This is a genomic window from Vibrio sp. 1457 (assembly GCF_033340195.1).
Taxonomy (GTDB): domain Bacteria; phylum Pseudomonadota; class Gammaproteobacteria; order Enterobacterales; family Vibrionaceae; genus Vibrio; species Vibrio alginolyticus.
Map to the genome: position 1 here is coordinate 184,935 of NZ_JAWOWA010000004.1, position 26,156 is coordinate 211,090.

Genomic DNA, 26,156 nt, shown 5'->3' on the forward strand with positions numbered 1-26,156 from the left:
CGTTAAGTCTCACCCTAAATCACCTACAAATGCAGTCTCAACAGCCAGGCACATCATCATGTTAAAAAGTACTTAACCTTCCACAACCTTCATCAATAGTTGACCATCGTACAACGCTTGCTTAATCAACGCGGCACCAGGCATTGTGGCTTGCTTATAGAAACGAGACTCCACCAGCTCAAGATCTTGGTGATAAACAGGTAAACTCTGTTCTTCGATACAGCGACGAACCGCAGGATAAAGCACATCTTTTGCTTGGTTAATCACACCACCGATCAAGATTTTCTCAGGGTTAAATAAGTTGATCACAATAGCAATTGCAGAGCCTAAGTAGCGTCCAAGTTTTTCAATCACATCGACGGCCAAAGGATCACCGTTTGCAGCGGCTTCACAAATGCTCTCAATACTCATTTCCTCTTGTTTAGCAAGAATAGAGTCTTCGCCATCAGCGATTCGTCTTACGACTTCTTCACGAATTGCCTGAGAACTGGCAACGGTTTCCAAACAGCCTATATTGCCGCAATGACAACGTTTTCCATTTGGGTCAATTTGAATATGCCCGAGTTCACCAATGTTACCGTGACGGCCTTGCAAAACGCGCCCATCCAGAATGATGCCCGCACCTAAACCGTGGTGGATAGAGATAAGAACGGAGTTGTCATTATCTTGAGAATGACCAAAAAGCTTTTCTGCTAATGCCCAAGCTCGCGTGTCATTGGCAATGAAAACTGGCAAGCCCGTTGCTTTGTATATCTCTGGTCCAAGAGCAAGATTTTCGACATTGTAATGAGGCATCTGCAAAACGACACCTTGCTCTGAGTTCACGAGACCAGGCAGCGTAAGGGCAATACTGGTAACACGATCAAGTTGATCCGCGTAAGTCTGAAAGAATTCATCAATTTCGTAAAGCAGGCGCTCAAGCACATCGTCTTGATCAAGCTCGTGTATCTCGATTTTAGTATCGATTAGTACATCACCGCCTAACTCATGCAAAGCAATGGTTAAATAACCCCGCCCCAAACGCATTGACAAAAATTGCCAGCCTTCATTATTGACCTGCAAACCGACAGCAGGTCGACCACGACTCGTCGCTTCTTGTACTGTCGTTTCATGAATCAAGTGCGCTTCAATTAATTCTCGAGTGATTTTGGTGATACTAGCAGGAGCAAGCTCACTCTGCTTGGACAAATCAATTCGAGAAATAGGACCTTTTAGGTCAATTAGTTTATATACACGACCAGCATTGACCTGTTTGATATGATCAATATGGCCCGGTTGAGCCATGTACATCTTGCACTCCGAAATTCTATAACGGGACAATTTTTTTACTTTGCGAACTAATTGTGAAGTGAATTAATAAATCCCCGTGACAAGCATCACGTATAAACCTGTTTGTTTGTGTATTCAATCAAATAACGAAGAATCTACTCCTGTTAAATTGTTTGAAAAATAACTTATTTTTATTCACTAAATTATGAAGTAGTGCCTTTAAAGCAGCGTATTTTTATCAATAAGGCCATTGCCTGTCGAATATCTGTCTGTTTTACCGGGGTTACTCTTAATGTAAACATTCTGTGCATATACTTATATTCAAGTAGCTTTAAGGTGTGGGCTAAGCGAGGCTAACCTTGAGAGCGATTGCGTAAAGTAAGGATAGAGTTCAAGTTACCTGTACACACACATTCATCGGAGAATCTATGACTTCCAAATTAAGACGAACAAAAATTGTCACTACGCTGGGTCCTTCAACGGATAAGGACAATATACTTGAGGAGATCATCAAAGCCGGTGCAAACGTTGTCCGTATGAATTTTTCACATGGAACCAGTGAAGACCACATTCAACGTGCGAACAAAGTCCGTACCATTGCAGCAAGACTTGGGCGTCAGGTTGCAATTCTTGGTGACTTACAAGGCCCTAAAATCCGTGTATCAACGTTTAAAGACGGCCAAGTCATTTTGAATGTGGGCGATAAATTCACATTAGATAGTGATTTACCAAAAGGTGAAGGCAATCAAGAATCTGTAGGGTTAGATTATAAAGAACTACCGCAAGATGTTTCACCAAATGACATTTTATTACTCGATGATGGACGCGTTCAGCTGCAAGTTACCAAAGTAGAGGGTAATAAAGTTCATACCCGTGTGATTGTCGGTGGTCCACTGTCCAACAATAAAGGGATCAACAAAAAAGGCGGCGGATTGTCAGCCGATGCGCTCACAGAGAAAGATAAAGCCGACATTCTTACCGCCGCAGCAATTCAAGTAGACTACCTTGCTATTTCATTCCCGCGTAACGGCGAAGACATGCATTACGCTCGACGCTTAGCCAGAGATGCAGGCCTTGAAGCCATGTTAGTGGCTAAAGTCGAACGAGCAGAAACCGTCGCGACCAATGAGTCTATTGACGACATTATTCTCGCATCCGATGTAGTGATGGTTGCACGTGGTGACCTTGGTGTAGAAATCGGTGACCCTGAGCTCATAGGTGTCCAGAAAAAACTGATTCGCCGCGCACGCAGTTTAAACCGTATCGTGATTACTGCGACACAAATGATGGAGTCCATGATTACTAGCCCAATGCCAACGCGTGCTGAAGTGATGGATGTGGCCAATGCGGTTCTAGACGGCACTGACGCGGTGATGCTTTCTGGAGAGACCGCTGCAGGTAAATATCCTGTAGAAACGGTCAAATCCATGGCCGAAGTATGTGTGGGGGCAGAAAAAATGTCGGAGGCAAGTCTATCAACCTATCGCTTAGATAGAACCTTCGAAACCGCTGAAGAAACCATCGCAATGGCAACCATGTACTCTGCGAATCACATGGAAGGAATTAAAGCGATGATCTCGTTAACTGAGTCCGGCAGGACTGCGTTGATGATGTCTCGCTTAAGCTCTGGCTTGCCAATATTTGCCTTATCACGGAATGAATCGACACTAAATCGAGCAGCATTATACCGAGGCGTGACACCTGTATATTTCGAGTCAAAAAGTGATGCGGGTTTACCAACGGCTCAAGCAGCTATTACTAGCCTTAAAGAGCAAGGGTTCTTGCACAAAGGTGATTTAGTCATTATTACTCAAGGCGATGTAATGGATGTTGTTGGCTCAACCAACTGCATGCGCATTCTACAAGCGTAGTAGTTATACTTAACCGGAGTTAACCACAAGAACCCGCAAATAAGGCTCCGAAAATGGAGCCTTATTTATATGCTTTGTATATTGCGCACATCGTGAACGTAAGAAGGTTTATGCACTCTCTCTACCATCAATTTCAACATCCAGCTGGTCATAGAGTTGAACTAGGTTAAACCCAGCTTGAAGCCCAAGTTGATAGTCATGCTCTAGTGACTCTTGGTCACTTAACAAAGAAGAAGAACGAAGTCCCTCTTTAGGCGCAACTTGTAAAATAAAAGTGTCGTCAGGTGGAGCAGATATAAAGGCCTGAGTGAGCTCAAATGTTTGATAATGAATCATCAGCATGTCGGCTAAACCTGAATCAAAATTCTCACCAATCAGATGACTTAAACGATACAAGTTATCGGCACCGAACAACCAACGACCTCCATTTAACAGCATTTTCCCTGCAAGCTTCGATTGATGTGCTGCATTAATTTTTTGTTGGAAGAACGACGCCCAATCCAGCTTCCACTGATTCACTTTTTGCTGCCATGATTGCTGTACTGAGTTGATAGACTCTCGATACCATTCGACAGGCACATCCCCCACTTCACTTTGGGCTCTCGCTTCAATCTCTGAAAACGGCTCTGTGCGAATGACAATAATGTTGCGAGCATTCTGACGCCACGCTTCTTGAACAGGGATAGAGGCAGACACGCCGCCATCAACAAACTTATTGCCATTTACGTCGACAGGTCCGTGGTACAACTTGGGAATCGCACATGTCGCTAGCATAGTGTTAAACCACGAGTCATCCAAGATTGGTAGATATTGATCTGATAGCGTCTCTATATTCGTTACCGCAGCAAACGCTCCTCGTTTTCCCAATGCACTACGACCTAAATCAAGGTCAAGCTTGTATGGGAAATCTTGAATCCGTTCTAATGCCCACTCTAAACCTAAGTACTGCTGCTTTCGGATATAGCGAAACAGATTAAAAAATTCAGGAGACGTTGTCAGCTCGGTAATAAAAGCTTTGCCCATGCCATGTTGACGACACAAGTAAGAACATAAGTTAAGTGCTCCGGCAGAGGTGCCATAGAATTCATCGAAAGGATCGAAGTTGGAAAGTAAAAAGGCGTCTAAAACGCCAGCGGTAAAAATCCCTCTCTGCCCTCCACCTTGCGTGACTAAAGCAGTTTTACCATGCCTAAAGTGCTCATAAACTTTTACATCAAGCTCTGCATGGCTTTCTGTGATTATACCGCTGTTACGTATCATAGGCTCACGCCATTTTGTTAAAACGTTTGGTAAAAGTGGTTATCTTAAGCTGTTGTAATAGCAATGATGCCAAATGACAAAAGCACTGCAAAAACAGTCACCACAATGATTAATGCGGATTTTAGATCGTGTTCCATAGACACCTCCTTAATATGTAACAAATTAATAACACCGGTGTGAAATATGTTCAAGATTTGCTTAATTTAGTCGCGCAATTTTGACTAACCCATCACAATTAGCTTAGTCATAATAAGGAGATAGGGCATGAACCAAAAACTCAGCTGGCTAGTAGGAATCATGATGATGAGTACTGCTATCAATGCACAAGCGAATATCATCGTTACACCATACATAGGCTATACAGGAGGCGGCCAAGTAGAGGATGAAAGTGGTAATACATACGATCTCGACCCCGCAGTGAACTACGCTCTTTCAGTCGAGACTCCCTTAGAAAAAGGAAGGATCGGATTGTTTTACTCCAATCAATCGACGGAACTTGAAAAGCTGTCCAACTCAGCAGATATACATTATCTGCACTTCCAAAGCAGCATGTACTATCCTGTCGCAGAAAATTGGCAAACCTATATCGGTGTAGGTTTGGGCGCTTCTTATGCCGATGTGGATTGGGTAGACAAAAAATACGGATTTTCGGCTAGCGCTTTTGCAGGACTGGAATATGAATTTTCAAAGAACTTTGCATTAACAGCCCAACTGAGATGGTTAGGTACGGTCGTTGATAACGATACATCTGGCGCCTGTACTCTACCTAATGACGGCTCAAGCTGTATCATTAAGTTCGATACTGATTGGATGAACCAATTCCAATCAAATGTTTTAGTTTCCGCTTCTAATTTTTATGCATGTTCCTTTGTAGGACTCGTCACAAAGAACGCTGAACGAGTCCTGCACAGAGCCGATAAAGGATATCGTCTAAACACCATTGTTTGGCAAAGTAACGAAGCATCATCTAGATAGGTGCACAAAAGATAGCCGTACGCCCTAATTAATCAAAATAGTCTTAAACACCAAAGCAATTATTAGATCCCAGTCATTTATTCCAGACAAACAACCACCCAACCACACAAAACCACAATCAAACTCAAATTTAACAAGATTAAAACCATACAACGCATCTGAATTAACATTTAGATTCTATTGCGCTAAGTATTATTAGAAGTTAGTCTGATCAGTGAAAACAGATAAATATTTCAGTTTTATCAAACACACATTAAAATTTTAAGATTAATAATCTACTTTCTCTTACAGTAGACAGAATATAGCTCTATAAAATTATAAGAAGTTAGAATTAAGGATAGAAAAGCTGATGGATAACAGCGGTCCTTTCTTCCAACTGTTTGCGCAATTATTACTGTGTTACGTAGAGAGCTTCATTCCTCAGGGAGTCTTATAGGAGTCAAATATGAAGCGAGAACAATGGGGATCCCGGGCGGGATTCATCTTAGCAGCAGTTGGGTCTGCTATCGGTTTGGGAAACATTTGGCGTTTCCCATACATGGCCTATGAAAACGGTGGCGGCGCATTTTTTATTCCTTACATTTTTGCCATGATCACTGCCGGTATTCCATTTATGATCCTTGAGTTCAGTATGGGACAAAAATACCGAGGCTCGGCCCCAAAAACACTTGCGAAAATTCATTCTAAATTTGAATGGCTTGGCTGGTTCCAAGTTGGTGTGGCTGCAGTTATTGCCGTTTACTATGTGGCTGTTATCGGTTGGTCGATTTCTTACTTTGGGTTGTCGTTTACTCAAGGTTGGGGAACCGATACCAACGCATTTTTCTTTAGTGAATACCTAAAGCTAGGTGACAACTCACCAACAGACTTAGGCAGTATTCAATGGAAGATTGCTTTATCCATGGTGATTGCTTGGGCAATTACTTACACCGCTATTGCCAAAGGCGTGAAATCAGGAATTGAAAGAGCATCTAAAATTATGATGCCAATCCTATTCTTGATGGTGATTTTCTTAATCGGACGTATGATTTTCTTGCCAGGAGCTCTAGATGGCGTGAACTACATGTTCGAACCCGATTTCAGCAAAATTTGGGATGTGAAAGTATGGGCAGCGGCATATGGTCAGATCTTCTTTACGCTAAGTATCGGCTTCGCCATCATGCTAGCTTACTCTAGCTACCTACCAGAAAAGTCAGACATAACGAATAACGCGTTTATGACCGTGTTGATCAACTGTGGCTTCTCGATCCTAGCCGGCATCATGATCTTCTCAGTATTGGGTTACATGGCTCAAGAGCAAGGTAAGCCGTTAACAGAGGTGGTATCTGCAGGCGTTGGCTTGGCTTTTGTTACTTTACCTGCGGCAATTAACCTACTACCTGCCCCATATATTCTTGGTCCACTGTTCTTCTTTGCACTGGTGGTTGCTGGTCTAAGTTCGCATATTTCAATTATGGAAGCCGTAACTTCAGCCATTATCGACAAGCTGAAGTGGAGCCGTAAAAAAGCTGCAAATGTTGTGATTGGTATTGGCTTCGTTGTCTCTATGGCGTTTGCTACCAATGGCGGTCTGCTGCTACTCGATCTAGTAGACCACTTTGCAAACAACGTTGGCATCATGGTTGGTGGTCTGGTTGAGATTGTCTTGATGGCGTGGCTATTGAAGCGCGTGCCAGAAGTACGTAATTACGTTAACGAGCGCTCTGATTTCTCTGTTGGTCAATGGTTCGAGATCTGCTTACGCTTCGTTACACCAATCATGCTCGCCATTATCTTAGCGACCAAGCTATACGCCCTAACTACTGAAGGCTACGGTGGCTATGATCTAACTTTAGGCTGGGCACTTATCGCCGCACTCTTTATCTTTGGTCTAGTGATCAACGCAGTGAACCGCAAGGAGACAGCAAAATGACAATCAGCGCAATTATTATGATGGTTATTGGTTTAGGTATCACTTGGGGCGGCGCTGCCGTTTGCATCAAGCGAGCCATGGATAAACAATAGAACGTTAAGTTCCACATAAAAAACGCCGGTAGTTACCGGCGTTTTTTTATACATACATTAGTTCAATTCTAGAAACTGTACTTGATGCCAACGGCGCCGCCAAGTTGCAAGTCAGCACCTTTGTAAAGATCTAGCTCTGGGTGTATTTGACCATAAAGGTCCCAGCCGCGTGATAAATCCCAGTTCACGCCAAGTGGTACTCTCACACCAAACTCGTCATCCCATTCATACCAGCCACCAACGCCGACATACCAAGTCACAGGCATGTTTTGATCGAATGTTCCACGCTTAGCGATGTAATCAAACGCCATACCATCGTTTCCGATAATGCCACGATATTTGTTATCTAACTCTACAACAACACTTAATTGTTGATCGACAGCCATACCAACTGATAGATCCGTTGGTTCGCTTGCCGCCATTGCCGTACTAGAAACTAGTCCCAAAAATAAAATGAATTTGTTCTTCATACACGTTATCAATTATTCAAAAAAACATTATTCGCTATTCAAACATAATGGCATATCAATATGTCAACGATGGGTAAGCTCGATGTATGAAAAAGCTGACAAAAGTAAAGATGAGTTTAGGATCACACTAAAAAAGGAACTGTCAGTTAATAAAATAGGAACTAAAAAAGGAGGCCGAAGCCTCCTTTTATGCATTACTATGAATGACTGCGATTAACCGTGGTTACGAATCCACTCATCCATTTCAGTTTTTAGGTTATCAGACTTAGTACCGAAGATAGCCTGTACACCACCAGCTACAACTACAACACCAGCAGCGCCTAGTTGTTTTAGCTTGTCTTGGTCAACAGCAGCTGTATCTGCAACTGCTACACGTAGACGTGTGATACATGCATCTAGACCAGTAATGTTAGCTTTACCGCCAAACGCTGCAACCAGTTCACCGCCCATATCAGAGCCAGAAGTTACAGCTGCACTTTCCGTTTCATCTTCACGGCCAGGTGTTTTTAGGTCAAGCGCTGTGATTACACCACGGAACACTACGTAGTAAATTACTGCGTAAACTAGACCAACGGCAATCATTAGCACCATCTTCTGAGCGTTACCAGATAGAACTAGGAAGTCGATCAGACCGTGAGAGAAAGAAGTACCGTGTACAAAGCCTAGAGTGTTCGAAACGATGTATGCAGAACCAGCTAGTAGAGCGTGGATACCGTATAGTAGTGGAGCAACGAATAGGAATGAGAATTCGATTGGCTCAGTAATACCAGTTAGGAATGAAGTCAGTGCAGCTGACGCCATGATACCCATTACTTTTGCACGGTTTTCTGGTTTAGCACAATGAGCAATTGCGATTGCTGCAGCTGGTAGACCGAACATCTTGAACATGTAACCACCCGCTAGCTGACCGAAGCCATTACCAGCAGCACGAGATGCTTCATCAGCAACTAGGTAACAAGTTAGTACACCATTTTGAGCTTCACCGGCAGCGTTAACACAAGAACCTGCTTCGAAGAAGAACGGTACGTTCCATACGTGGTGTAGACCGAATGGGATTAGAGAACGCTCAACAACACCGTAGATACCGAATGCTAGCTGTGGGTTTTGGTGTGCAGCCCAATCAGAGAATGCAGAAATTGCACCGCCAATTGGTGGCCAGATAACAGAAAGGATAACACCTAGGATGATCGCAGCAAAACCAGTGATGATTGGCACTGCGCGCTTACCAGCGAAGAAGCCAAGGTACTCTGGAAGTTGGATTTTGAAGAAACGGTTGAATGCCCAAGCAGCCACACCACCGACAAGGATACCACCTAGTACACCTGTATCGATTTTCTCAACACCCATAACGCCCGCCATTACACCTAGCGTTGCCGTCATGATGCCGTAACCAACGATAGCTGCAAGACCTGCAACACCGTCGTTGTTAGTGAAGCCTAGAGCTACACCTACTGCAAATAGAAGTGCCATTTGGCCGAATACTGAACCACCAGCTTGTTCCATAAGATTAGAAACGATCTCTGGAATAAAGCTTAGATGGGCAGCACCCACACCTAATAAAATACCTGCAACTGGTAAAACTGATACTGGAAGCATCAGAGCCTTACCAACTTTTTGCAGGTTAGCAAAAAGGTTCTTAAACATGTTTATGCTCCTGATAAATTTATAAGTATTATTTGGGCACTAACGGCACACCCCCGTAGCCTAAAGGTTAGCACCCAATGAAAATGTAACCACAACTGCATTATATTTTCCGGCTCTAAATATATATTGATGACCCTCAAACTTTCCACACAGTTACGAAATTTAGTTTCAAAACAAGTCTTGGATCACACCCAAAAACAGCCGATGAAAAGGTTTGCATTGCACTTATGTTGCTGTTTCATAAAGAATTAATTATTTATATAATTAATTTTAAGGCGTAAATAAAATACGCCTCAATGTTATTTTTAGTAACAAAATTACATTTGTGATTTTTGAATGTTATTAAATCAACATTTTTAGTAAACATTAAACTCGTGAGCGTATCTGTTGTTTTTATCAACAAAAAAGGAGCCTAAGCTCCTTTTTTATGCTCTTATTATTTTTTTATCGCAAAAAAAGATTTCGGAAGTTTTCGGTGGTTTTTTGTGCCACTTCAGAAAGAGAGCACGATTTGAGTTGCGCAATATAAGAAGCGACTTCGACAACGTAAGCGGGTTGATTCTCTTTGCCACGATGAGGGACAGGAGCCAAGTAAGGAGAATCTGTCTCAATAAGAAGCTTCTCTAAAGGTAGAGTCTTCACCACTTCTTTTAACTCTGTAGCTTGACGGAAAGTAACAATCCCCGAGATAGAAATATAAAACCCCAGCTCCAGTGCAGCTTCAGCAAATGGAAGATCTTCTGTAAAACAGTGGATAACACCACCACATTTCTCTGCCCCACCCTTACGCAAAATATCTAGAGTATCCGCACGTGCGTTTCTGGTATGGATAATTAAAGGTTTGTTGAGCTCCACTGCAAGATCAACGTGTTGCTCAAAGCGCTCTTTCTGTAACGCGGCCGTTTCGGGCTTGTAATGATAATCTAAACCCGTTTCGCCAATAGCGACGACTTTTGCATTCGACGCATGGTGGCGCAATACGTCCATCGAAAAGTCGCTTTCAACATCAAGTGGGTGCACACCGCACGAAGCATAAACATTGTCATAAGGCTCGATCATTTCCATCATTTTCGGGAAAGAATCCAGCGTTACTCCAACAGAAAGTAGTTCAGTTACGTTTGCTTGTTTAGCTTTGTTAATAACGTCTTCCACATTGATGTGGAGATCGTCGTAATTCAATTTGTCTAAATGACAATGAGAATCTACGAACATAATGCCTCTCGTGATTCAATTAACCAATTCATTGATAGTAGCTCAAGGTTCAGGCCAGGAAAGGCTTGCACCTGAGCTTTCAGGTTCATCAGCGCCTTCGCTGATGAGTACAAACCGTTATAGTTGTCCGGTTGAAACTTTGTCGCGCCCGGAAGCATTTGAGCTTCTGATACACCAAACTGCGCTTTCTGAGCATCTGTCAGTAAATACCATGCCCAGTCTAGTGATTGCTCTGAGTGTTTAGCGATTAAAGAAGCACACTCAGAAACGTCTGAAACAGGCGAAGACATTGCCTTAATAAAACTGCGTTCAAAAGCCAAGTAAGCTTCGAGATCGCCATTATTTAACGCATCCAATGTTTTTATTGGAGAGCCCATATTCAGTTTTAAGGCATAAGTAGGAACTTGCTTCGCCCCTTGTTCGTGCATCCATTGCATCGCTTGTTCCGCTGACGGAGGCGCAACAACCCAGTGTTGGCAACGGCTACGAATCGTTGGGAGCAGACGCTCCTGATTGTGGGTAACGAGCAAAAACAAGCACTTTGCCCCAGGCTCTTCTAGCGTCTTTAACAGCGCATTCGATGCCGACTCGTTCATAGAGTCCGCCGGTTCTATTACAAATAGGCGGTAACCATTAAGCTGAGATGATTCCTGAGCAAGACGGTTACAAGCGCGAATTTGGTCCACCGTTATCGCCTTTCCTTCTTTCTCTGGCTTGATCCAGTGTAAATCAGGGTGGTTTTGAGATTGATTTAGCTGGCAGCTATGACAAAAACCGCATGCTTCACTCGCGTAATTTTGGCAAAGAAGTGCTTGGCTAAAAAACTCGATAAGTTTTTCGATGCCCAAGCCCTGCTCGCTTTGTAATAAAAGCGCACCTGGTATTCTGTCCGACTCTAACCCTACTTTGAGGTTATCCCATATTGGCTGTAGCCATGGATAATCATTTAACATGAGTCACCTAAATTTACGTTTCACTTATTGACGATCTAGCCACTCGTTTAGAGCGTCCCGAATATCACGCGACACGCCTTCAATCGTCTGTTCTGCGTTAATGATAACGATGGAAGGATCGGCATGAGCAATCTCCAAATAACGCTCACGTGTACGCTCGAAGAAACTAATATCCATCTTCTCTATACGATCTAACTCACCACGCCCACGTGCACGCTCAAGCCCAACACGAGGGTCAATATCCATATAGAGAGTGAGAGCAGGTTTAAAATCACCAAGCGTTGTATCCCGGAGATTTTTCATTAACGATGCGTCAATCTGACGGCCACCACCTTGATAAGCTTGCGACGACATATCGTGTCGGTCACCAACCACCCACTGACCGTTTTCCAAAGCTGGTTTGATCACGTTCTCAACCAACTGAACACGTGCAGCGTACAGAAGAAGCAACTCCGTCATGTCCTTAAGTTCTTCGCCTTCGTGCTCTTCTTTCACCAGAGCGCGCATTTTTTCTGCTAGCGGTGTGCCTCCTGGCTCACGGGTATTTACGATATCCTCAATACCGGCCGCTTTTAGCGTATCTAAAACGGTTTTAATCGCAGTGCTTTTACCCGCGCCTTCTAGGCCTTCAACGACAATAAAGTTTGCTTTCATCATTTGTTCTTTCTTAGTTCTCTTAAATAGGCACGAACAGCACGGTTGTGCTCAGCAAGGGATTTCGAGAATACATGTCCGCCCTTTCCACTTGCTACAAAATATAAATAGTTGCTGCTTTCTGGATTCAAAGCCGCTTCAATAGAAGCTTCACCAGCCATCGCAATCGGTGTTGGTGGCAAACCATTGATGGTATAGGTGTTATATGGTGTCGGCGTACGCAAATCTTTCTTACGAATGTTGCCATCGTAGGCGTCACCCATACCATAAATAACTGTCGGATCAGTTTGTAACCGCATACGTTTGTTCAATCGGTTGATAAACACAGAAGCGACGCGCTCACGCTCAGAATCAATAGCCGTCTCTTTCTCGATGATAGACGCGAGAATCAAGGCTTCATATTTATCCTGTAATGGCAGCTTTTCTTGACGAGCTTCCCAGCTAGCGTCCAGTATTTTATTGAGTTTTCGATGCGCTCGTTTTAATAACTGGCTTTCACTCGCACCCGCTGTGTAATGGTAGGTTTCTGCTAAAAACAACCCTTCTAGCTTTTCTCTCTCAATTCCGAGCTTCGCAGCCATTTCTTTTTCTGAAAGATCGGTTAAATCATGCTTTAAATAAGGAGCACTTTTTAGTTGATCTACCCATTCAGAAAAGCGGCTGCCTTCAACAAAAGTGATCGCAAACTGGTATTCTTTTCCAGTATTCAGATGCTCCAATGTTTGCGAAAGTGACATACCAGGCTCAAGTTGGTAAGTACCCGCTCGCACTTGCAACAATTCTGGATATAAGTGAGGAATTAAACGGATGTACTCCGATGTTTCAATCACCTCATCTTCAACTAAGGCGCGCATGACATGATGAAAGCTTGTACCACTTTCTACAGTAAACAGCTGAGGTTGTTCCAATAGAATAGGCTTTTCAACGTATTGTTTAGCCTGTGAAATTATATAAAAAACAGCTGCTGCGCCTATCACTGCGATCAGCACAACAAAAGCCAACAGTTTTTTAATCACGTAGTTAAATTCCCTTGCAGTCGTTGAGTCAATTTTCCTATAGGAAATATAGTCTTAGAGTTCGATGTCACTATGCTGCGAATAGGTGCGACACCTAATATTGAGTTACACATGAAAGCCTCGTCAGCACTAAGCAAATCTGGAAGTATAAAACGCCCCTCGATGACTTCAATATGACTTACTTTAAGTAACTCAAGCACCTTACGACGCATTACGCCCGTAACGCCTGATAAGGTCAGCTCCGGCGTAAATACTTTATTACCTTTAACCCAAAAAAGGTTGGCCATTGTAGTTTCAATGACATGGTTTTGCACATTTAACGTTATTGCATCTGCAAACTCTGTATTGTCGATTTCAGCCTTGGCTAGAATCTGCTCTAAACGGTTGTTGTGCTTATGTCCCGCAAGTAAAGGTTGAATCCCTAGACGAGTATTGCAAACGCCCAAGTCCACACCTTGTTCTTGCCAAGATGAATAATGAGAAGGAAACGCAAAATTGGAAATCGTCACGATAGGGCCTTCAATCCCATTAGGGCTATACCCTCGCCCGCCAATACCGCGGCTAACGTGAATCTTCACCCCCGCTCGTGCGTCAGATAAAACCGCTTTGCTTGCCCAATCATGCACAACTTTCCAGTCAGGTGAAGAGATCTTCAAAGCGTCAAGGCAAGCACTCATGCGCTCAGTATGTTCCTGCCAGTAAACCAACTCTCCATTTTGGGTCAGGATGGTGGTAAAGCCTCCATCACCGTATTGGAATGAGCGATCACCTAGCTCTACATGCGTTTGCGGAACTCCATTTACCCAAAACATTCACATACCTTCAAATTAGCAGACAACAAATAAAACAAAACGGCTCAATGCTAAGCATCGAGCCGTTAGAATACAAGTTTCGCTTGTCTAAATTAGGTTAGATAGTGTTACTCAGCGAACTTCTTGAAGATCAAAGAACCGTTTGTACCACCAAAGCCAAACGAGTTACAGATAGCGTACTCCATACCTTCAACTTTGCGCGCTGTATGCGGCACAAGGTCGATGTCTAGACCTTCTTCTGGATCATCAAGGTTAATGGTTGGCGGAACAATTTGGTCAACCAAAGACATAACCGTGATAATTGCTTCAACAGAGCCAGCAGCACCTAATAGGTGACCCGTCATCGACTTAGTTGAAGACACAAGAACTTGCTTCGCACCTTCTTCACCAAGAGCACGTTTCACGCCCTTGATTTCTGCAACATCACCAGCAGGAGTAGAAGTACCGTGAGCATTCACATAACCTACTTGAGTACCTGTGATGTTAGCGTCACGCATCGCCGCTTCCATCGCAAGTGCACCACCAGAGCCGTCTTCGCTTGGAGATGTCATGTGGTAAGCATCACCAGACATACCAAAACCAACCAGTTCTGCGTAAATCTTCGCGCCACGTGCTTTTGCGTGTTCGTACTCTTCAAGCACCATCATGCCAGCACCATCACCTAGAACAAAACCATCACGGCCTTTATCCCATGGGCGAGACGCTTTTTGAGGCTCTTCATTACGAGTAGATAGCGCTTTAGCTGCACCGAAGCCAGCCATGCCAAGAGGCGTAGAAGCTTTTTCTGCACCACCAGCAACCATCGCATCTGCATCGCCGTAGGCAATCATACGTGCTGCATGGCCGATATTATGCAGGCCAGTAGTACATGCGGTAGAAATCGCGATATTTGGACCACGAAGACCACGCATGATAGATAGGTTACCTGCAACCATGTTTACAATGGTCGAAGGAACAAAAAATGGGCTAACTTTGCGAGGGCCTTTGTCTACTAATGCAGTATGGCCAGTTTCGATAAGGTCAAGACCGCCAATGCCTGAGCCGATAGCAACACCAACTCGAGCCGCATTTTCTTCGGTAATTTGTAAGCCAGAGTTATCAAGAGCTTGAATACCCGCTGCAATGCCGTACTGGATGAAAAGGTCCATCTTACGAGCATCTTTTTTAGACATGTACTCTGTGCAATCGAAATCTTTAACAAGACCTGCAAAACGAGTTGAGAAGTTCGTAGTATCAAAGTGCTCGATATTTACGATACCACTTTGACCTTCTAGCAGGGCTTTCCAAGATGATTCTACTGTGTTGCCTACCGGTGACAACATACCCATGCCAGTGACAACTACACGACGCTTGGACACGATATAATTCTCCGGGAATTGAATATTTCTATGAGAGGATAGAAGAAGTTAGAAAGAACACAGGCGGTCTAGGAGACCGCCTGGGAGAGCTAATTACTGAGCGCTGTTTACGTAGTCGATTGCAGCTTGAACAGTAGTGATCTTCTCAGCTTCTTCGTCAGGAATCTCAGTGTCGAATTCCTCTTCTAGAGCCATAACTAGTTCTACAGTGTCTAGAGAATCAGCACCTAGATCGTCAACGAAAGAAGCTTCGTTTTTAACTTCTGCTTCGTCTACACCTAGCTGTTCAACAATGATTTTCTTTACGCGTTCTTCGATGTTGCTCATTTTTCTTTTCCTTTACAGATTTCGCCTAATGCGATGATTCCGTAGTTTATTCGAACTATTGAAAGTTGCAAGGGGGTCCTTGCTGGTCAAACCACAAAATTAGCGAATTTAACCGAATTTCAATACATTTTTGACTTAAATCATGCACAAATCTTGCGCATAAGCATGACAAGTTCATGACAGTTAACTGCAACTATAGGCTATTTTTCACAATGTAAAATAGCTTATTTTGCATAAACTGTCGCATTAAACCATGTACATGCCACCATTTACATGCAAAGTTTCACCAGTAATGTACGCTGCTTCAGGAGAAGCAAGGAAAACTACTGCTGATGCAATTTCACGTGGGTCACCTAAACGACCTGCTGGCACGTTCGACAATGTTGCCGCACGTTGGTCATCATTTAGTGCCTTAGTCATGTCAGTTTCGATGAAACCAGGAGCAACAGTGTTCACTGTTACACCACGAGACGCAACTTCACGAGCCATTGATTTAGTAAAACCAATCACGCCCGCTTTCGCTGCTGCGTAGTTAGTTTGACCAGCATTACCCATGGTACCAACAACAGAGCCTACGTTGATGATACGACCCGCACGTTTTTTCATCATACCGCGTAAAACCGCTTTAGACATGCGGTAGATTGGCGTTAGGTTGGTATCGATGATGTCGTTCCACTCATCATCTTTCATGCGCATCAATAGGTTGTCACGAGTAATACCAGCGTTATTCACCAGAATATCGATCACACCAAATTCTTCGTTGATCGTTTTTAATGTCGCTTCGATAGACTCGACATCAGTCACGTTAAGCGCTAAGCCTTTACCGTTATCACCAAGATACTCGCTGATAGCAGCCGCACCACTTTCAGAAGTAGCAGTACCGATAACCGTAGCACCTCGCTCGACAAGAAGTTCCGCGATCGCGCGGCCAATACCACGGCTTGCGCCGGTAACTAGCGCGATCTTACCTTCTAGATTCATCATGTTGTGTTTCCTTTTCTTATCGCAAATTTATCGCTTTATGGATTACTTCGCAGCGTCTAGCGATGCGATATCATTCACTGCTGCTGCAGTTAGCGTTTTCACGATACGTTTTGTTAGACCTGTTAAAACTTTACCAGGACCAAGCTCAAGAAGATTTTCTACGCCTTGTTCGTGCATCAGTTCAACTGTTTCAGTCCAACGAACTGGGCTATGTAGCTGACGAACAAGCGCATCTTTGATTTTTGCAGGATCTGTCTCAGCAACCACATCAACGTTGTTGATAACTGGCAGCTGTGGTGAGTTAAATTCGATAGACTCAAGAGCTACAGCAAGTTTTTCCGCTGCTGGCTTCATAAGTGCACAGTGTGAAGGTACTGAAACAGGAAGAGGAAGCGCACGCTTCGCACCAGCTTCTTTACATAGCGCACCAGCTCGCTCTACTGCGTCTTTGCTACCAGCGATAACGACTTGACCAGGCGAGTTAAAGTTTACTGGAGAGACCACTTCGCCTTGCGCTGCGTCTTCACACGCTTTTGCAATCGCATCATCAGCCAAACCGATAATCGCGTACATTGCGCCAGTACCAGCTGGTACTGCTTCTTGCATAAGTTGACCACGTAATTCAACCAGCTTGATGGCTTCTTTAAAGTCGATAACACCCGCACATACAAGTGCTGAGTACTCACCTAGGCTGTGACCGGCTAGGTTTGCTGGTTGCTCTAAGCCAAGTTCCTGCCATACACGCCAGATTGCAACAGATGAAGCTAGCAAAGCTGGTTGAGTACGGAAAGTCTCGTTTAAATCTTCTGCAGGTCCATTTTGAACAAGCGCCCATAGATCGTAACCTAGTGCGTCAGATGCTTCTGCAAATGTTTGTTTTACCACGTCATATTGTTCGCCTAGTTCTGCAAGCATACCTACAGCTTGAGAACCTTGACCTGGAAATACGATAGCAAACTTGCTCATGTTGTTTTCCTTTAAGCAAAGTAAAAAGAAATAAGATGCACCAAGTGCACCTTAAATTTTGAATTCTTGTGAAACTTAGAACTTCACAAGGGCCGAGCCCCAAGTGAATCCGCCGCCAAACGCTTCAAGAAGCAGAGTTTGACCGCGTTTAATACGACCATCACGTACCGCTTCATCTAGTGCTGTTGGCACAGTTGCAGCTGATGTGTTGCCGTGTTTATCAAGTGTAATCACGACTTGGTCTAGTGACATCGAAAGTTTCTTCGCTGTCGCTGAAATAATGCGGTAGTTCGCTTGGTGCGGCACTAGCCAGTCTAGTTCAGACTTATGCATGTTGTTGGCTTCAAGCGTATCTTTTACTAGTTTCGATAGCTGAGTTACAGCGACTTTGAATACTTCGTTCCCAGCCATATGAAGCCATTTATCCGCATCTTGCCCCCGCACAGGTACAGGTAGGCTTAGAAGCTCTCCGAATTGACCATCCGAGTATATGTGGGTAGAGATAATGCCAGGCTCTTGGCTAGCGCCTACGACAACGGCTCCGGCACCATCACCAAATAGGATGATGGTTGAACGGTCTGTCGGATCACACGTTTTAGACAAAGCATCTGAACCAATCACAAGTACGTTTTTGCACATACCAGATTTGATATGTTGGTCTGCAACAGATAATGCGTACACAAAACCAGAACAAGCAGCGGCTAAGTCAAAAGCTGGACAACCTTTAATGCCAAGCTTTGCCTGCACCTGACACGCAGATGAAGGGAAAGTATGGCTACTGCTCGTTGTGGCTACGATAATCAGGTCGATATCGTTTTTATCAATACCCGCCATATCGATAGCGTTTTCAGCTGCGTAGAATGCCATGTCTGCTACAGTTTCGTTTTCTGCAGCAATTCGACGCTCTTTAATACCCGTGCGAGCAACGATCCACTCATCACTTGTATCTACCATTTTCTCTAGATCTGCGTTTGTACGCACCTGAGATGGCAGGTAGCTGCCAGTACCTAAAATTTTGCTATACATGAAGACTAATAATGCCTCTCGAGTAAAACCGCTTCCAAACGATCGCTAATACGGCTTGGTACTTGTCGTTTGACCTCGTGTACTGCCTCGCCAAGTGCATTGACAATCGCAGATACATCCGCACTTCCATGGCTTTTTATGACAATGCCGCGCAATCCTAGCAAACTTGCGCCGTTATACTGGTCGGGGTTCAGTGTTTTTAGTTCATTAAACAGCCTAGAAAACAACTTTCTAGCTATCCAACCCTTTATCGTTGATGCCATTATGCTGGTTTTAATTTTTTCGATAAAAAGTTGAGCTGTTCCCTCACTGGCTTTTAAGCATACGTTGCCGACAAATCCATCACAAACAATGACGTCCGCAACATCATGCAAAATTTGATTACCTTCAATATAACCGACAAAGTTAATCGCATCGGTCTGAGAAAGCATTTCTGCGCAACGTTTGACTAAATCGTTACCTTTAATCTCTTCTGCGCCAATATTGAGTACAGCAACGCGAGGAGGACGACCCAAGTGTTCTTCAGCTAATGCACTGCCCATTACAGCAAATTGGAACAAGCTATCAGCATCGCACGATACATTCGCCCCCAGATCTAGCATCCAAGTGCGCTTTCCGGTAATCGTCGGTAAAGCGGAAACTAAAGCAGGACGTTCAATGCCAGGAAGTAACTTAAGAATGAAACGCGATAGTGCCATTAATGCACCGGTGTTGCCACCACTAACACAAGCATCCGCTTTCTGCTCAGAAACCAAATCGATAGCCATACGCATAGAACTATTTTGGCTATTACGTAACGCCAATGAAGGTTTTTCTGAGTTCGAGATAACTTTCTCGCTGTGAAGAATAGTCAAGCGGGAACTGGTCGAGGTACCGAGTTGAGATAATTGAGACGTGATCAGAGATTGATCACCAATAAGAATCACTTTTAGCTCTGGGAAATGAGACAGTGCCTGCACGGCGGCAGGCACTGTTACGCGTGGACCGAAATCCCCGCCCATTGCATCAAGTGCAACGGTAATACTTTGCAAAGGTTCAACCTTACTTGTTGATAACCTTTTGACCACGGTAGTAACCTTCAGCAGTTACATTGTGGCGTAGGTGAGTTTCACCAGAAGTCGCGTCTACAGATAGAGCAGCTGTAGTTAGCGCATCGTGTGAACGACGCATACCGCGCTTAGAACGAGTTTTACGGTTTTTCTGTACGGCCATTGACCCTACTCCTATACTATTGGGTTAAAAACCTGAAGAAGAATCGGCTACCACACCTATTACTTTTTCAGACTTTTCAAAACGTCGAATGGATTCGGTTTTTCTTCCTCAATTTCTTCAGGAATCTCACCAAAAACCATGTTATTTGAATCAACGCTACAATCCGCTTCATCGTGCATCGCAATTTGAGGTAATGCTAAGATGAACTCGTCTTCAACAAGTTGTATGAGGTCTAATTCACCATATTCATTTAGATCTACCAAATCATAAATTTCTGGTGCTTCCTGTTCTGTTTTCTCACCGTAGTAAGGAGTAGAAAGGAATTCAACTTCGCACTCATGTGCGAATACCTCATTACAACGCTGACACTCTAAATCGACTTCGATGTTAGCTTTACCAGAGATAACAACGAGTCGCTGTTCATCCATCCCAAATGACAATGAGACTTCTGCGTCGCGTTTTACGCCTTCAGTTGTTTCCACTAAGCGCTTGAAAAGACTAGCTTGGATGATGCCATCGTAATCCAATCGTTTCTGTGCAGCTTTAGCTGGGTCAACCGTTCGCGGTATTTTTACCTTTTGCATAGGGCGCGAATATTATCTTCCAAATCAAAATTAGTCAAAGAAAAAGGCAAAAAAGTTGTACTTTTTTACGCTTAACATACAGAGCATTAGCCAGAATCATTTTTGATCGATTATCCTATTGGAAATGCTCCCACGAATTGTAATTCAAAATGAAAAATTACCAACTGGTTTTAGCCTCAACTTCCCCTTTTCGTAAACAACTGCTTGAAAAGCTCTCACTACCATTCGTTTGTTTATCACCTGATTGCGATGAAACACCTTTTGACCAAGAAACGCCAACTGAACTTGTGCAGAGACTGGCCCAAGAGAAAGCAATATCTTGCCAGACGGATACAGCAAGTTTAGTTATCGGCAGTGACCAAGTTTGTGTCATTAATGGTGAAATCGTTGGCAAGCCTTTAAATAGAGATAACGCGATAAATCAACTTTTGGCTCAAAGTGGAAAAGTCATCACTTTCTATACTGGTCTTGCAGTACATAACACCGTCACAAACCATACAGAAGTCGGCTTTGATTCTTTCGAGGTGCACTTTAGAGATTTAACGCTTGAACAAATCGAACGCTACGTCGACAGGGAAGAACCTTTTTACTGCGCAGGCAGCTTTAAAGCCGAAGGCATGGGAATTTGTTTGTTTACGAAATTAGTTGGTAAAGACCCGAACACACTTGTCGGACTACCATTGATTGATTTGATTGATATGTTGCATGTTCAAGGACTCGATGTCCTTTAACCCAAATACGATAAAAGGGAGCCTGTGGCTCCCTTTTGCATCCGCGAGGAAAACATGGTTACGCGTTTCTTAAACCCGCCAACACTTTTTCTAGTTTCGGTTCCATCGGTGCGTTGATTTCCATCCACTCATCATTTGATGGGTGTTGGAACTTAATGTTTGCCGCGTGTAGGAACAAACGATCTAAACCAACTTGACCTGTATAAGCATCAAAGCGGCGATCACCGTAGCGATCATCCCAAGCGATTGGGTGACCAGTGTATTGCGTATGAACTCGGATTTGGTGAGTTCGACCAGTAATCGGACTCGCCTGAATCAATGTAGCTTGTTCGAACTTTTCCAAAATCTTAAAACGCGTTTCTGACGGCTTACCATTAGGGTTAACACGAACAATACTGTTCACTTCGTTTTTGAGCAGTGGCGCGTTCACAACCTTACAACTGCTTTTCCATTGCCCCATGACAAGAGCTAAGTAAAACTTCTTTACTGTCTTTTCACGAAACTGGGCTTGCAAGTGACGAAGTGCAGAACGCTTCTTAGCAACCAGCAAAATCCCTGAAGTATCACGGTCAATACGATGCACAAGTTCAAGAAAGCGAGCTTGAGGTCGCAGAGCCCTAAGCGCTTCAATCGCACCAAACTTTAAACCACTGCCACCATGCACAGCGGTGCCAGATGGTTTGTTTAGAATCAACATATGATCATCTTCGAAGATAATCATATTTTCCAACTCAGCGACTTTGTTAAGTTTCGTACTTGGTGCGACATCGTCATCTTTTTTCTCGACGGTCACCGGTGGAATACGAACGAGATCGCCTGCTTTTAACTTGTACTCTGCTTTTATACGCTTTTTATTTACGCGCACTTCGCCCTTACGCACAATTCGATAAATCATGCTTTTAGGAATGTCTTTTAATTGGTTGCGCAAAAAATTATCAATGCGCTGACCCGCCATATCTTCGTCAATGTCGACGAACTGGACTTTTGTTCTTATTTCGTTCATGAGCCGTATTGTAAACTCAATTTCGTGCGACTTCACATTATTCTTGTCGTAAAAGAAACACTCGGTGACACATACTGGTCTAAATTTCGCCAAGCTTTTGTTTAAATTATTAAAACTCTCAATCAAGTTCTCAATTTGTTTTCTGTCCTGAACAGTTTGCACATCTCAATTGCTTATGAAACAGCCAGTTATAAATTAGAAATTTTGAGTTTAGCGGCAAATTTTCTATCGTTTGCGTGAAAGCAGATTGCTGATAGCCACGCGCACTGCTATAGTTCACAGCTGCTAAGGAAGGTTTGGTTACATTTTATTCATTACCAATCATTTATCCTCAAGCAATGTGAGTAGATCGTTGAAGGTCGAGTGCAGCATTGGCGTGAGACACATCGAATTCAACACTCTTGCCACCCTACTCCTCGCATATTCACGTTGAGTACCTACCGCCCAAATAGCGGGTCACAAGTCTACGTTTCCAACAGAAACCACAAGAGGCTTGTGATGACTGAAGTGCCCGAGAGCATCCCCTTCCAGCCGGGAGGCTGCAAAATACAAGCCATGGGATCAGGCACCGTGAAAGAGCGAAAAAACAGTGGCAAGTCGACAAGAAAGATATAAAAGAAAAGACAACGAGAATTTTCAATGAAAAGAATGTTAATTAACGCAACTCAAAAAGAAGAGTTGCGTGTCGCTCTGGTTGATGGCCAGCGACTTTTCGATCTTGATATCGAGAGTCCAGGGCATGAATCTAAAAAAGCGAATATCTACAAAGGACGTATCACACGTATCGAACCAAGCTTAGAAGCCGCATTTGTTGATTACGGCGCCGAGCGTCACGGTTTCCTCCCTCTCAAAGAAATTGCCCGCGAATATTTCCCTGAAGGTTACACCTACCAAGGTCGTCCAAGCATCAAAGAAGTGCTAACGGAAGGCCAAGAAGTTATCGTTCAAGTGGAAAAAGAAGAACGTGGAAGCAAGGGCGCTGCTCTTACTACTTTCATTTCTCTTGCTGGTAGTTACCTTGTTCTGATGCCTAACAACCCTCGTGCTGGCGGTATTTCTCGTCGAATCGAAGGTGACGAGCGTACTCAACTAAAGGCCGCATTAAGTACTTTGGAACTGCCTCAGGGCATGGGCCTAATCGTACGTACTGCTGGCGTTGGCAAGAGTGCTGAAGAACTTGAGTGGGATTTGAATGTACTACTTAACCACTGGGGTGCAATCAAAGGTGCAGCGGACTCTAACCCTGCTCCATTCTTAATCCACCAAGAAAGTAACGTTATCGTTCGTGCAATCCGTGACTATTTGCGTCGTGATATTGGCGAAATCTTAATTGATAGCAACACCATCTACGAACGTGCAAAAGAGCACATTCAATTGGTGCGCCCTGATTTCCTTAACCGCGTTAAGAAATATGAAGGCGAAGTTCCACTATTCAGCCACTACCAAATCGAAAGCCAAATTGAATCGGCTTTCCAACGTGAAGTGCGTCTGCCATCTGGTGGTTCTATTGTTATTGACCCGACTGAAGCACTAACGTCTATCGATATCAACTCTGCTCGTGCAACCAAGGGCGGCGATATTGAAGAAACAGCTCTAAACACGAACCTAGAAGCAGCCGACGAAATTGCTCGCCAATTGCGTCTACGTGACTTAGGTGGCTTAGTGGTTATCGACTTTATCGATATGACCCCAGTTCGTCACCAACGAGAAGTAGAGAACCGTCTACGTGAAGCCGTTCGCCTTGACCGCGCTCGTGTACAAATCGGTCGTATTTCTCGCTTTGGTTTGTTGGAGATGTCACGCCAGCGCTTGAGCCCTTCTCTTGCAGAAGCAAGCCATCACATCTGTCCTCGCTGTAGCGGAACTGGTGTCGTTCGCGACAACGAATCTCTAGCACTTTCTGTACTTCGTTTAATTGAAGAGGAAGCGCTAAAAGACAATACAGCACAAGTACTTGCAGTCGTACCTGTGCCAATCGCCTCTTACTTATTGAACGAAAAACGTCGTTCAGTAAACCATATCGAACGCATTCAAGAAGTGAAAATTACGGTTGTTCCTAACTCTGATATGGAAACACCGCACTTTGAAGTTATCCGTGTTCGTGAAGGCGAAGAGTTCGATCTGATTTCTTACTTACTTCCTAAGAAACTGGAAGCAATGAAAGAAGCAGAAGGTAAAGAGCCAGCGGAAGTTGACGTAAAACCAAAACGAATTGAAGAGCCAGTTCTTAAAGGCTTTGCTGCTCCGTCTCAAACCGCACCTGCACCAGCAGCTAAACCAGCTCCTGAGGCGAAGAAGAAAGAACAAAACGTTGAACAAGAAGAGAAACCTGGATTGTTCAGCCGTCTGTTTAAAGCACTTGGTAGCTTCCTATTCGGTGGTTCTGAAGAAACAAAAGAAGAACAGAAACCTCAGGAAGAGAAAAAACCAAATCGCGATAATCGACGTAATAAGCGTGATCGCAACGATCGTCGTCGCAATAACAACCAGCGCGATAATCGTGATAATCGTGATAACCGCGACAATCGCGATAACCGACGTCGTCGTAAGCCTCGTGATGAGCAAGCGAATGAGCAAAACGAAGCTCAACAACAAACCAATAAACAGCAAAACCGCAACCAAAAGCGTAAGCCTAAAGCTCAACAAGCAGACAAAGCCCAAGAGCAAAAAGCAAATGCAAAAGTAGCGGAAAAAGGCCTGCAGCTAGCGGCGGAAGCTCGAACTGAAACAAAACCAGAAGAGAGCAAACCAAAGCAACAAAACGCGAAAGCAGAAAAAGTGAAGGAGCGTCGCCAACGTCGCAAACTGAACAAGTCTGTACGCGTTAAAGATCAAGAAGCGATTGAGAAGAAAGCCGAAGAAACAGCGGTTAAGACTCAAGAAACGGTTGAAACTAAAGTTGAAAAGCCAACAGAAGCAGCGGTAGAGGCACAGCAAGACAACAAGCAAGCAGAGTCTAAGCAACGTCGTAATCGTCGTTCGCCACGTCACCTGCGCGCAAGCGGCCAGCGTCGTCGCCGTGGCCGTGATCGCCGCCCGAACCCGTTCCGCCTACGTAAGGGAGGTGTCGCTTCTCCTGAAATGGCTATGGGTAAAGTAATGCCACGTTACATTCCGAAACCAGCACCTAAGAAGGAAGAGCGAGTTAAGGAAGAAGCTGTAGCAGCAGTACCTGCAATCCAAGGTGGCTTTGCTTGTCCAGAAATGGCAATGGGTAAAGTGATTATTCGTCGCGAGCAACCTGTCGTAACAGATGCGCCAGTTGTTGAACACAAGGTTCAAGAAACCGTTGAAGCGAAAGTGGAAGCTCCAGTAGTAGAAGCACCTGTTGTTGAAACAGTAATCGCAGAAAAAGCTGAATCGGCAGTAGTAGAAACAGCATCGGTAGAGCCTATCGTTGAAACTCCTGTAACTGAACATGCTGAACCGGTTGATGCCATTGTAGAAACGGCACCTGCTGAAGAGCCTATCGTTGAAGCAGCAAAAGAGATTGCAGCCGAAGCGCCAGTAGATAAACCAGAGCCTAAAGTCGAAGCCATTAAAGTTGCGGCTAAGCTAAACGCTAGCGCACCGATGACGAAAGCACCTGGCCCTCAAGAGCTACGCGAAATCACGGTTGCAGCAGCACCGTTCAAAACCGAACGTTACCAAGCTAAAGGTGCTGGTAGCCAAGTGGCTAAAAACCGTGCATCGGCAGAGATGACAAAGCCTAACTTTAACTAGGCTAAATCATTACGTTCAACTGCTTAACGGCATAAATAAATTAAAGGCTACCATCTGGTAGCCTTTTTTATCTTCATATTTGCCCAATAAATTGTTCATATA

The 26,156-nt window shown here is 44.0% G+C and carries 24 protein-coding genes and 1 pseudogene; 6 read left to right on the forward strand and 19 right to left on the reverse strand.

What is annotated here, in order from left to right:
• Positions 1-72: 72 nt before the first annotated feature.
• On the reverse strand, positions 73-1,290 hold the full coding sequence (locus R7Z41_RS06085) for an ROK family protein (protein ID WP_005385828.1): 1,218 nt from the start codon (positions 1,288-1,290) through the stop codon (positions 73-75).
• A 407-nt stretch (positions 1,291-1,697) separates the two neighbouring features.
• Here R7Z41_RS06085 and pyk point away from each other — a divergent pair, with 407 nt between their 5' ends.
• On the forward strand, positions 1,698-3,140 hold the full coding sequence (pyk, locus tag R7Z41_RS06090; RefSeq protein WP_005372972.1) for a pyruvate kinase: 1,443 nt from the start codon (positions 1,698-1,700) through the stop codon (positions 3,138-3,140).
• A gap of 108 nt (positions 3,141-3,248) precedes the next feature.
• On the opposite strand, the gene R7Z41_RS06095 is transcribed toward pyk, so the two are convergent.
• Both R7Z41_RS06095 and R7Z41_RS06100 read right to left on the reverse strand, forming a co-directional pair.
• Positions 3,249-4,400: a patatin family protein gene (locus tag R7Z41_RS06095; protein ID WP_005372971.1), complete on the reverse strand. Its 1,152-nt coding sequence runs from the start codon at positions 4,398-4,400 to the stop codon at positions 3,249-3,251.
• A gap of 44 nt (positions 4,401-4,444) precedes the next feature.
• Positions 4,445-4,537 carry a YnhF family membrane protein gene (locus tag R7Z41_RS06100; protein WP_005372970.1) on the reverse strand — a complete coding sequence of 31 codons (93 nt, stop codon included), beginning with the start codon at positions 4,535-4,537 and terminating at the stop codon, positions 4,445-4,447.
• Between the two features lie 127 nt (positions 4,538-4,664).
• Here R7Z41_RS06100 and R7Z41_RS06105 point away from each other — a divergent pair.
• The 3 genes and pseudogenes from R7Z41_RS06105 to R7Z41_RS06115 form a co-directional block, all read left to right on the forward strand.
• Positions 4,665-5,234, forward strand: a pseudogene (locus R7Z41_RS06105) (outer membrane protein); the annotation flags it as partial.
• Between the two features lie 586 nt (positions 5,235-5,820).
• Positions 5,821-7,287 carry a sodium-dependent transporter gene (locus R7Z41_RS06110; RefSeq protein ID WP_054574792.1) on the forward strand — a complete coding sequence of 489 codons (1,467 nt, stop codon included), beginning with the start codon at positions 5,821-5,823 and terminating at the stop codon, positions 7,285-7,287.
• On the forward strand, positions 7,284-7,379 hold the full coding sequence (locus tag R7Z41_RS06115; RefSeq protein ID WP_005372963.1) for a MetS family NSS transporter small subunit: 96 nt from the start codon (positions 7,284-7,286) through the stop codon (positions 7,377-7,379). The genes R7Z41_RS06110 and R7Z41_RS06115 overlap by 4 nt, the downstream gene beginning before the upstream one ends.
• Before the next feature lie 68 nt (positions 7,380-7,447).
• Here the strand turns inward: R7Z41_RS06115 and R7Z41_RS06120 are convergent, their stop codons facing one another.
• From R7Z41_RS06120 to yceD, 15 genes are all read right to left on the reverse strand, one after another.
• Entirely contained in the window at positions 7,448-7,849 is a 402-nt protein-coding gene (locus R7Z41_RS06120) for a hypothetical protein (RefSeq protein ID WP_053349624.1), read from the reverse strand.
• A gap of 213 nt (positions 7,850-8,062) precedes the next feature.
• The gene (gene ptsG, locus R7Z41_RS06125) at positions 8,063-9,493 is read right to left on the reverse strand and encodes a PTS glucose transporter subunit IIBC (RefSeq protein WP_005372959.1); all 1,431 of its coding nucleotides are present in this window, start codon (positions 9,491-9,493) and stop codon (positions 8,063-8,065) included.
• Positions 9,494-9,937: 444 nt separating this feature from the next.
• Positions 9,938-10,705 (reverse strand): TatD family hydrolase, encoded by a 768-nt coding sequence (locus R7Z41_RS06130; RefSeq protein WP_005372957.1) that lies wholly within the window; start codon positions 10,703-10,705, stop codon positions 9,938-9,940.
• The gene (locus R7Z41_RS06135; protein WP_206970740.1) at positions 10,696-11,658 is read right to left on the reverse strand and encodes a DNA polymerase III subunit delta'; all 963 of its coding nucleotides are present in this window, start codon (positions 11,656-11,658) and stop codon (positions 10,696-10,698) included. The genes R7Z41_RS06130 and R7Z41_RS06135 overlap by 10 nt, the downstream gene beginning before the upstream one ends.
• 24 nt (positions 11,659-11,682) lie before the next feature.
• Positions 11,683-12,315: a dTMP kinase gene (tmk, locus tag R7Z41_RS06140; RefSeq protein ID WP_206970741.1), complete on the reverse strand. Its 633-nt coding sequence runs from the start codon at positions 12,313-12,315 to the stop codon at positions 11,683-11,685.
• A complete protein-coding gene (mltG, locus tag R7Z41_RS06145; RefSeq protein WP_005372950.1) occupies positions 12,312-13,328 on the reverse strand; it encodes an endolytic transglycosylase MltG in 1,017 nt (338 codons plus the stop codon). Before mltG ends, tmk begins: the two co-directional genes overlap by 4 nt.
• Positions 13,325-14,140, reverse strand: a complete 816-nt coding sequence (pabC, locus tag R7Z41_RS06150) for an aminodeoxychorismate lyase (protein WP_104975488.1) — start codon at positions 14,138-14,140, stop codon at positions 13,325-13,327. The genes mltG and pabC overlap by 4 nt, the downstream gene beginning before the upstream one ends.
• A 107-nt stretch (positions 14,141-14,247) precedes the next feature.
• Complete coding sequence (gene fabF / locus R7Z41_RS06155; RefSeq protein ID WP_005372948.1) at positions 14,248-15,498, reverse strand: beta-ketoacyl-ACP synthase II; 1,251 nt, start codon at positions 15,496-15,498, stop codon at positions 14,248-14,250.
• A gap of 93 nt (positions 15,499-15,591) precedes the next feature.
• Positions 15,592-15,825, reverse strand: coding sequence for an acyl carrier protein (gene acpP, locus R7Z41_RS06160; protein ID WP_004406112.1), 234 nt, complete (start codon positions 15,823-15,825; stop codon positions 15,592-15,594).
• A 246-nt stretch (positions 15,826-16,071) separates the two neighbouring features.
• A complete protein-coding gene (fabG, locus tag R7Z41_RS06165; protein ID WP_031781117.1) occupies positions 16,072-16,806 on the reverse strand; it encodes a 3-oxoacyl-ACP reductase FabG in 735 nt (244 codons plus the stop codon).
• Between the two features lie 45 nt (positions 16,807-16,851).
• A complete protein-coding gene (gene fabD / locus R7Z41_RS06170) occupies positions 16,852-17,775 on the reverse strand; it encodes an ACP S-malonyltransferase (RefSeq protein ID WP_005387313.1) in 924 nt (307 codons plus the stop codon).
• 75 nt (positions 17,776-17,850) lie between these two features.
• Positions 17,851-18,801, reverse strand: a complete 951-nt coding sequence (locus tag R7Z41_RS06175) for a beta-ketoacyl-ACP synthase III (RefSeq protein WP_017821385.1) — start codon at positions 18,799-18,801, stop codon at positions 17,851-17,853.
• A 5-nt stretch (positions 18,802-18,806) separates the two neighbouring features.
• Positions 18,807-19,832: a phosphate acyltransferase PlsX gene (plsX, locus tag R7Z41_RS06180; RefSeq protein ID WP_017633846.1), complete on the reverse strand. Its 1,026-nt coding sequence runs from the start codon at positions 19,830-19,832 to the stop codon at positions 18,807-18,809.
• A gap of 10 nt (positions 19,833-19,842) precedes the next feature.
• Complete coding sequence (gene rpmF, locus R7Z41_RS06185) at positions 19,843-20,013, reverse strand: 50S ribosomal protein L32 (RefSeq protein WP_005396978.1); 171 nt, start codon at positions 20,011-20,013, stop codon at positions 19,843-19,845.
• A gap of 59 nt (positions 20,014-20,072) precedes the next feature.
• Positions 20,073-20,597 (reverse strand): 23S rRNA accumulation protein YceD, encoded by a 525-nt coding sequence (gene yceD / locus R7Z41_RS06190; protein ID WP_005387307.1) that lies wholly within the window; start codon positions 20,595-20,597, stop codon positions 20,073-20,075.
• A 149-nt stretch (positions 20,598-20,746) separates the two neighbouring features.
• Here yceD and R7Z41_RS06195 point away from each other — a divergent pair, with 149 nt between their 5' ends.
• Complete coding sequence (locus R7Z41_RS06195) at positions 20,747-21,328, forward strand: Maf family protein (RefSeq protein WP_170893526.1); 582 nt, start codon at positions 20,747-20,749, stop codon at positions 21,326-21,328.
• 58 nt (positions 21,329-21,386) lie between these two features.
• Here the strand turns inward: R7Z41_RS06195 and rluC are convergent, their stop codons facing one another.
• A complete protein-coding gene (gene rluC, locus R7Z41_RS06200; RefSeq protein ID WP_021033985.1) occupies positions 21,387-22,331 on the reverse strand; it encodes a 23S rRNA pseudouridine(955/2504/2580) synthase RluC in 945 nt (314 codons plus the stop codon).
• Between the two features lie 639 nt (positions 22,332-22,970).
• Here rluC and rne point away from each other — a divergent pair.
• A complete protein-coding gene (rne, locus tag R7Z41_RS06205; RefSeq protein WP_136976688.1) occupies positions 22,971-26,054 on the forward strand; it encodes a ribonuclease E in 3,084 nt (1,027 codons plus the stop codon).
• The last annotated feature ends 102 nt before the right edge of the window (positions 26,055-26,156 follow it).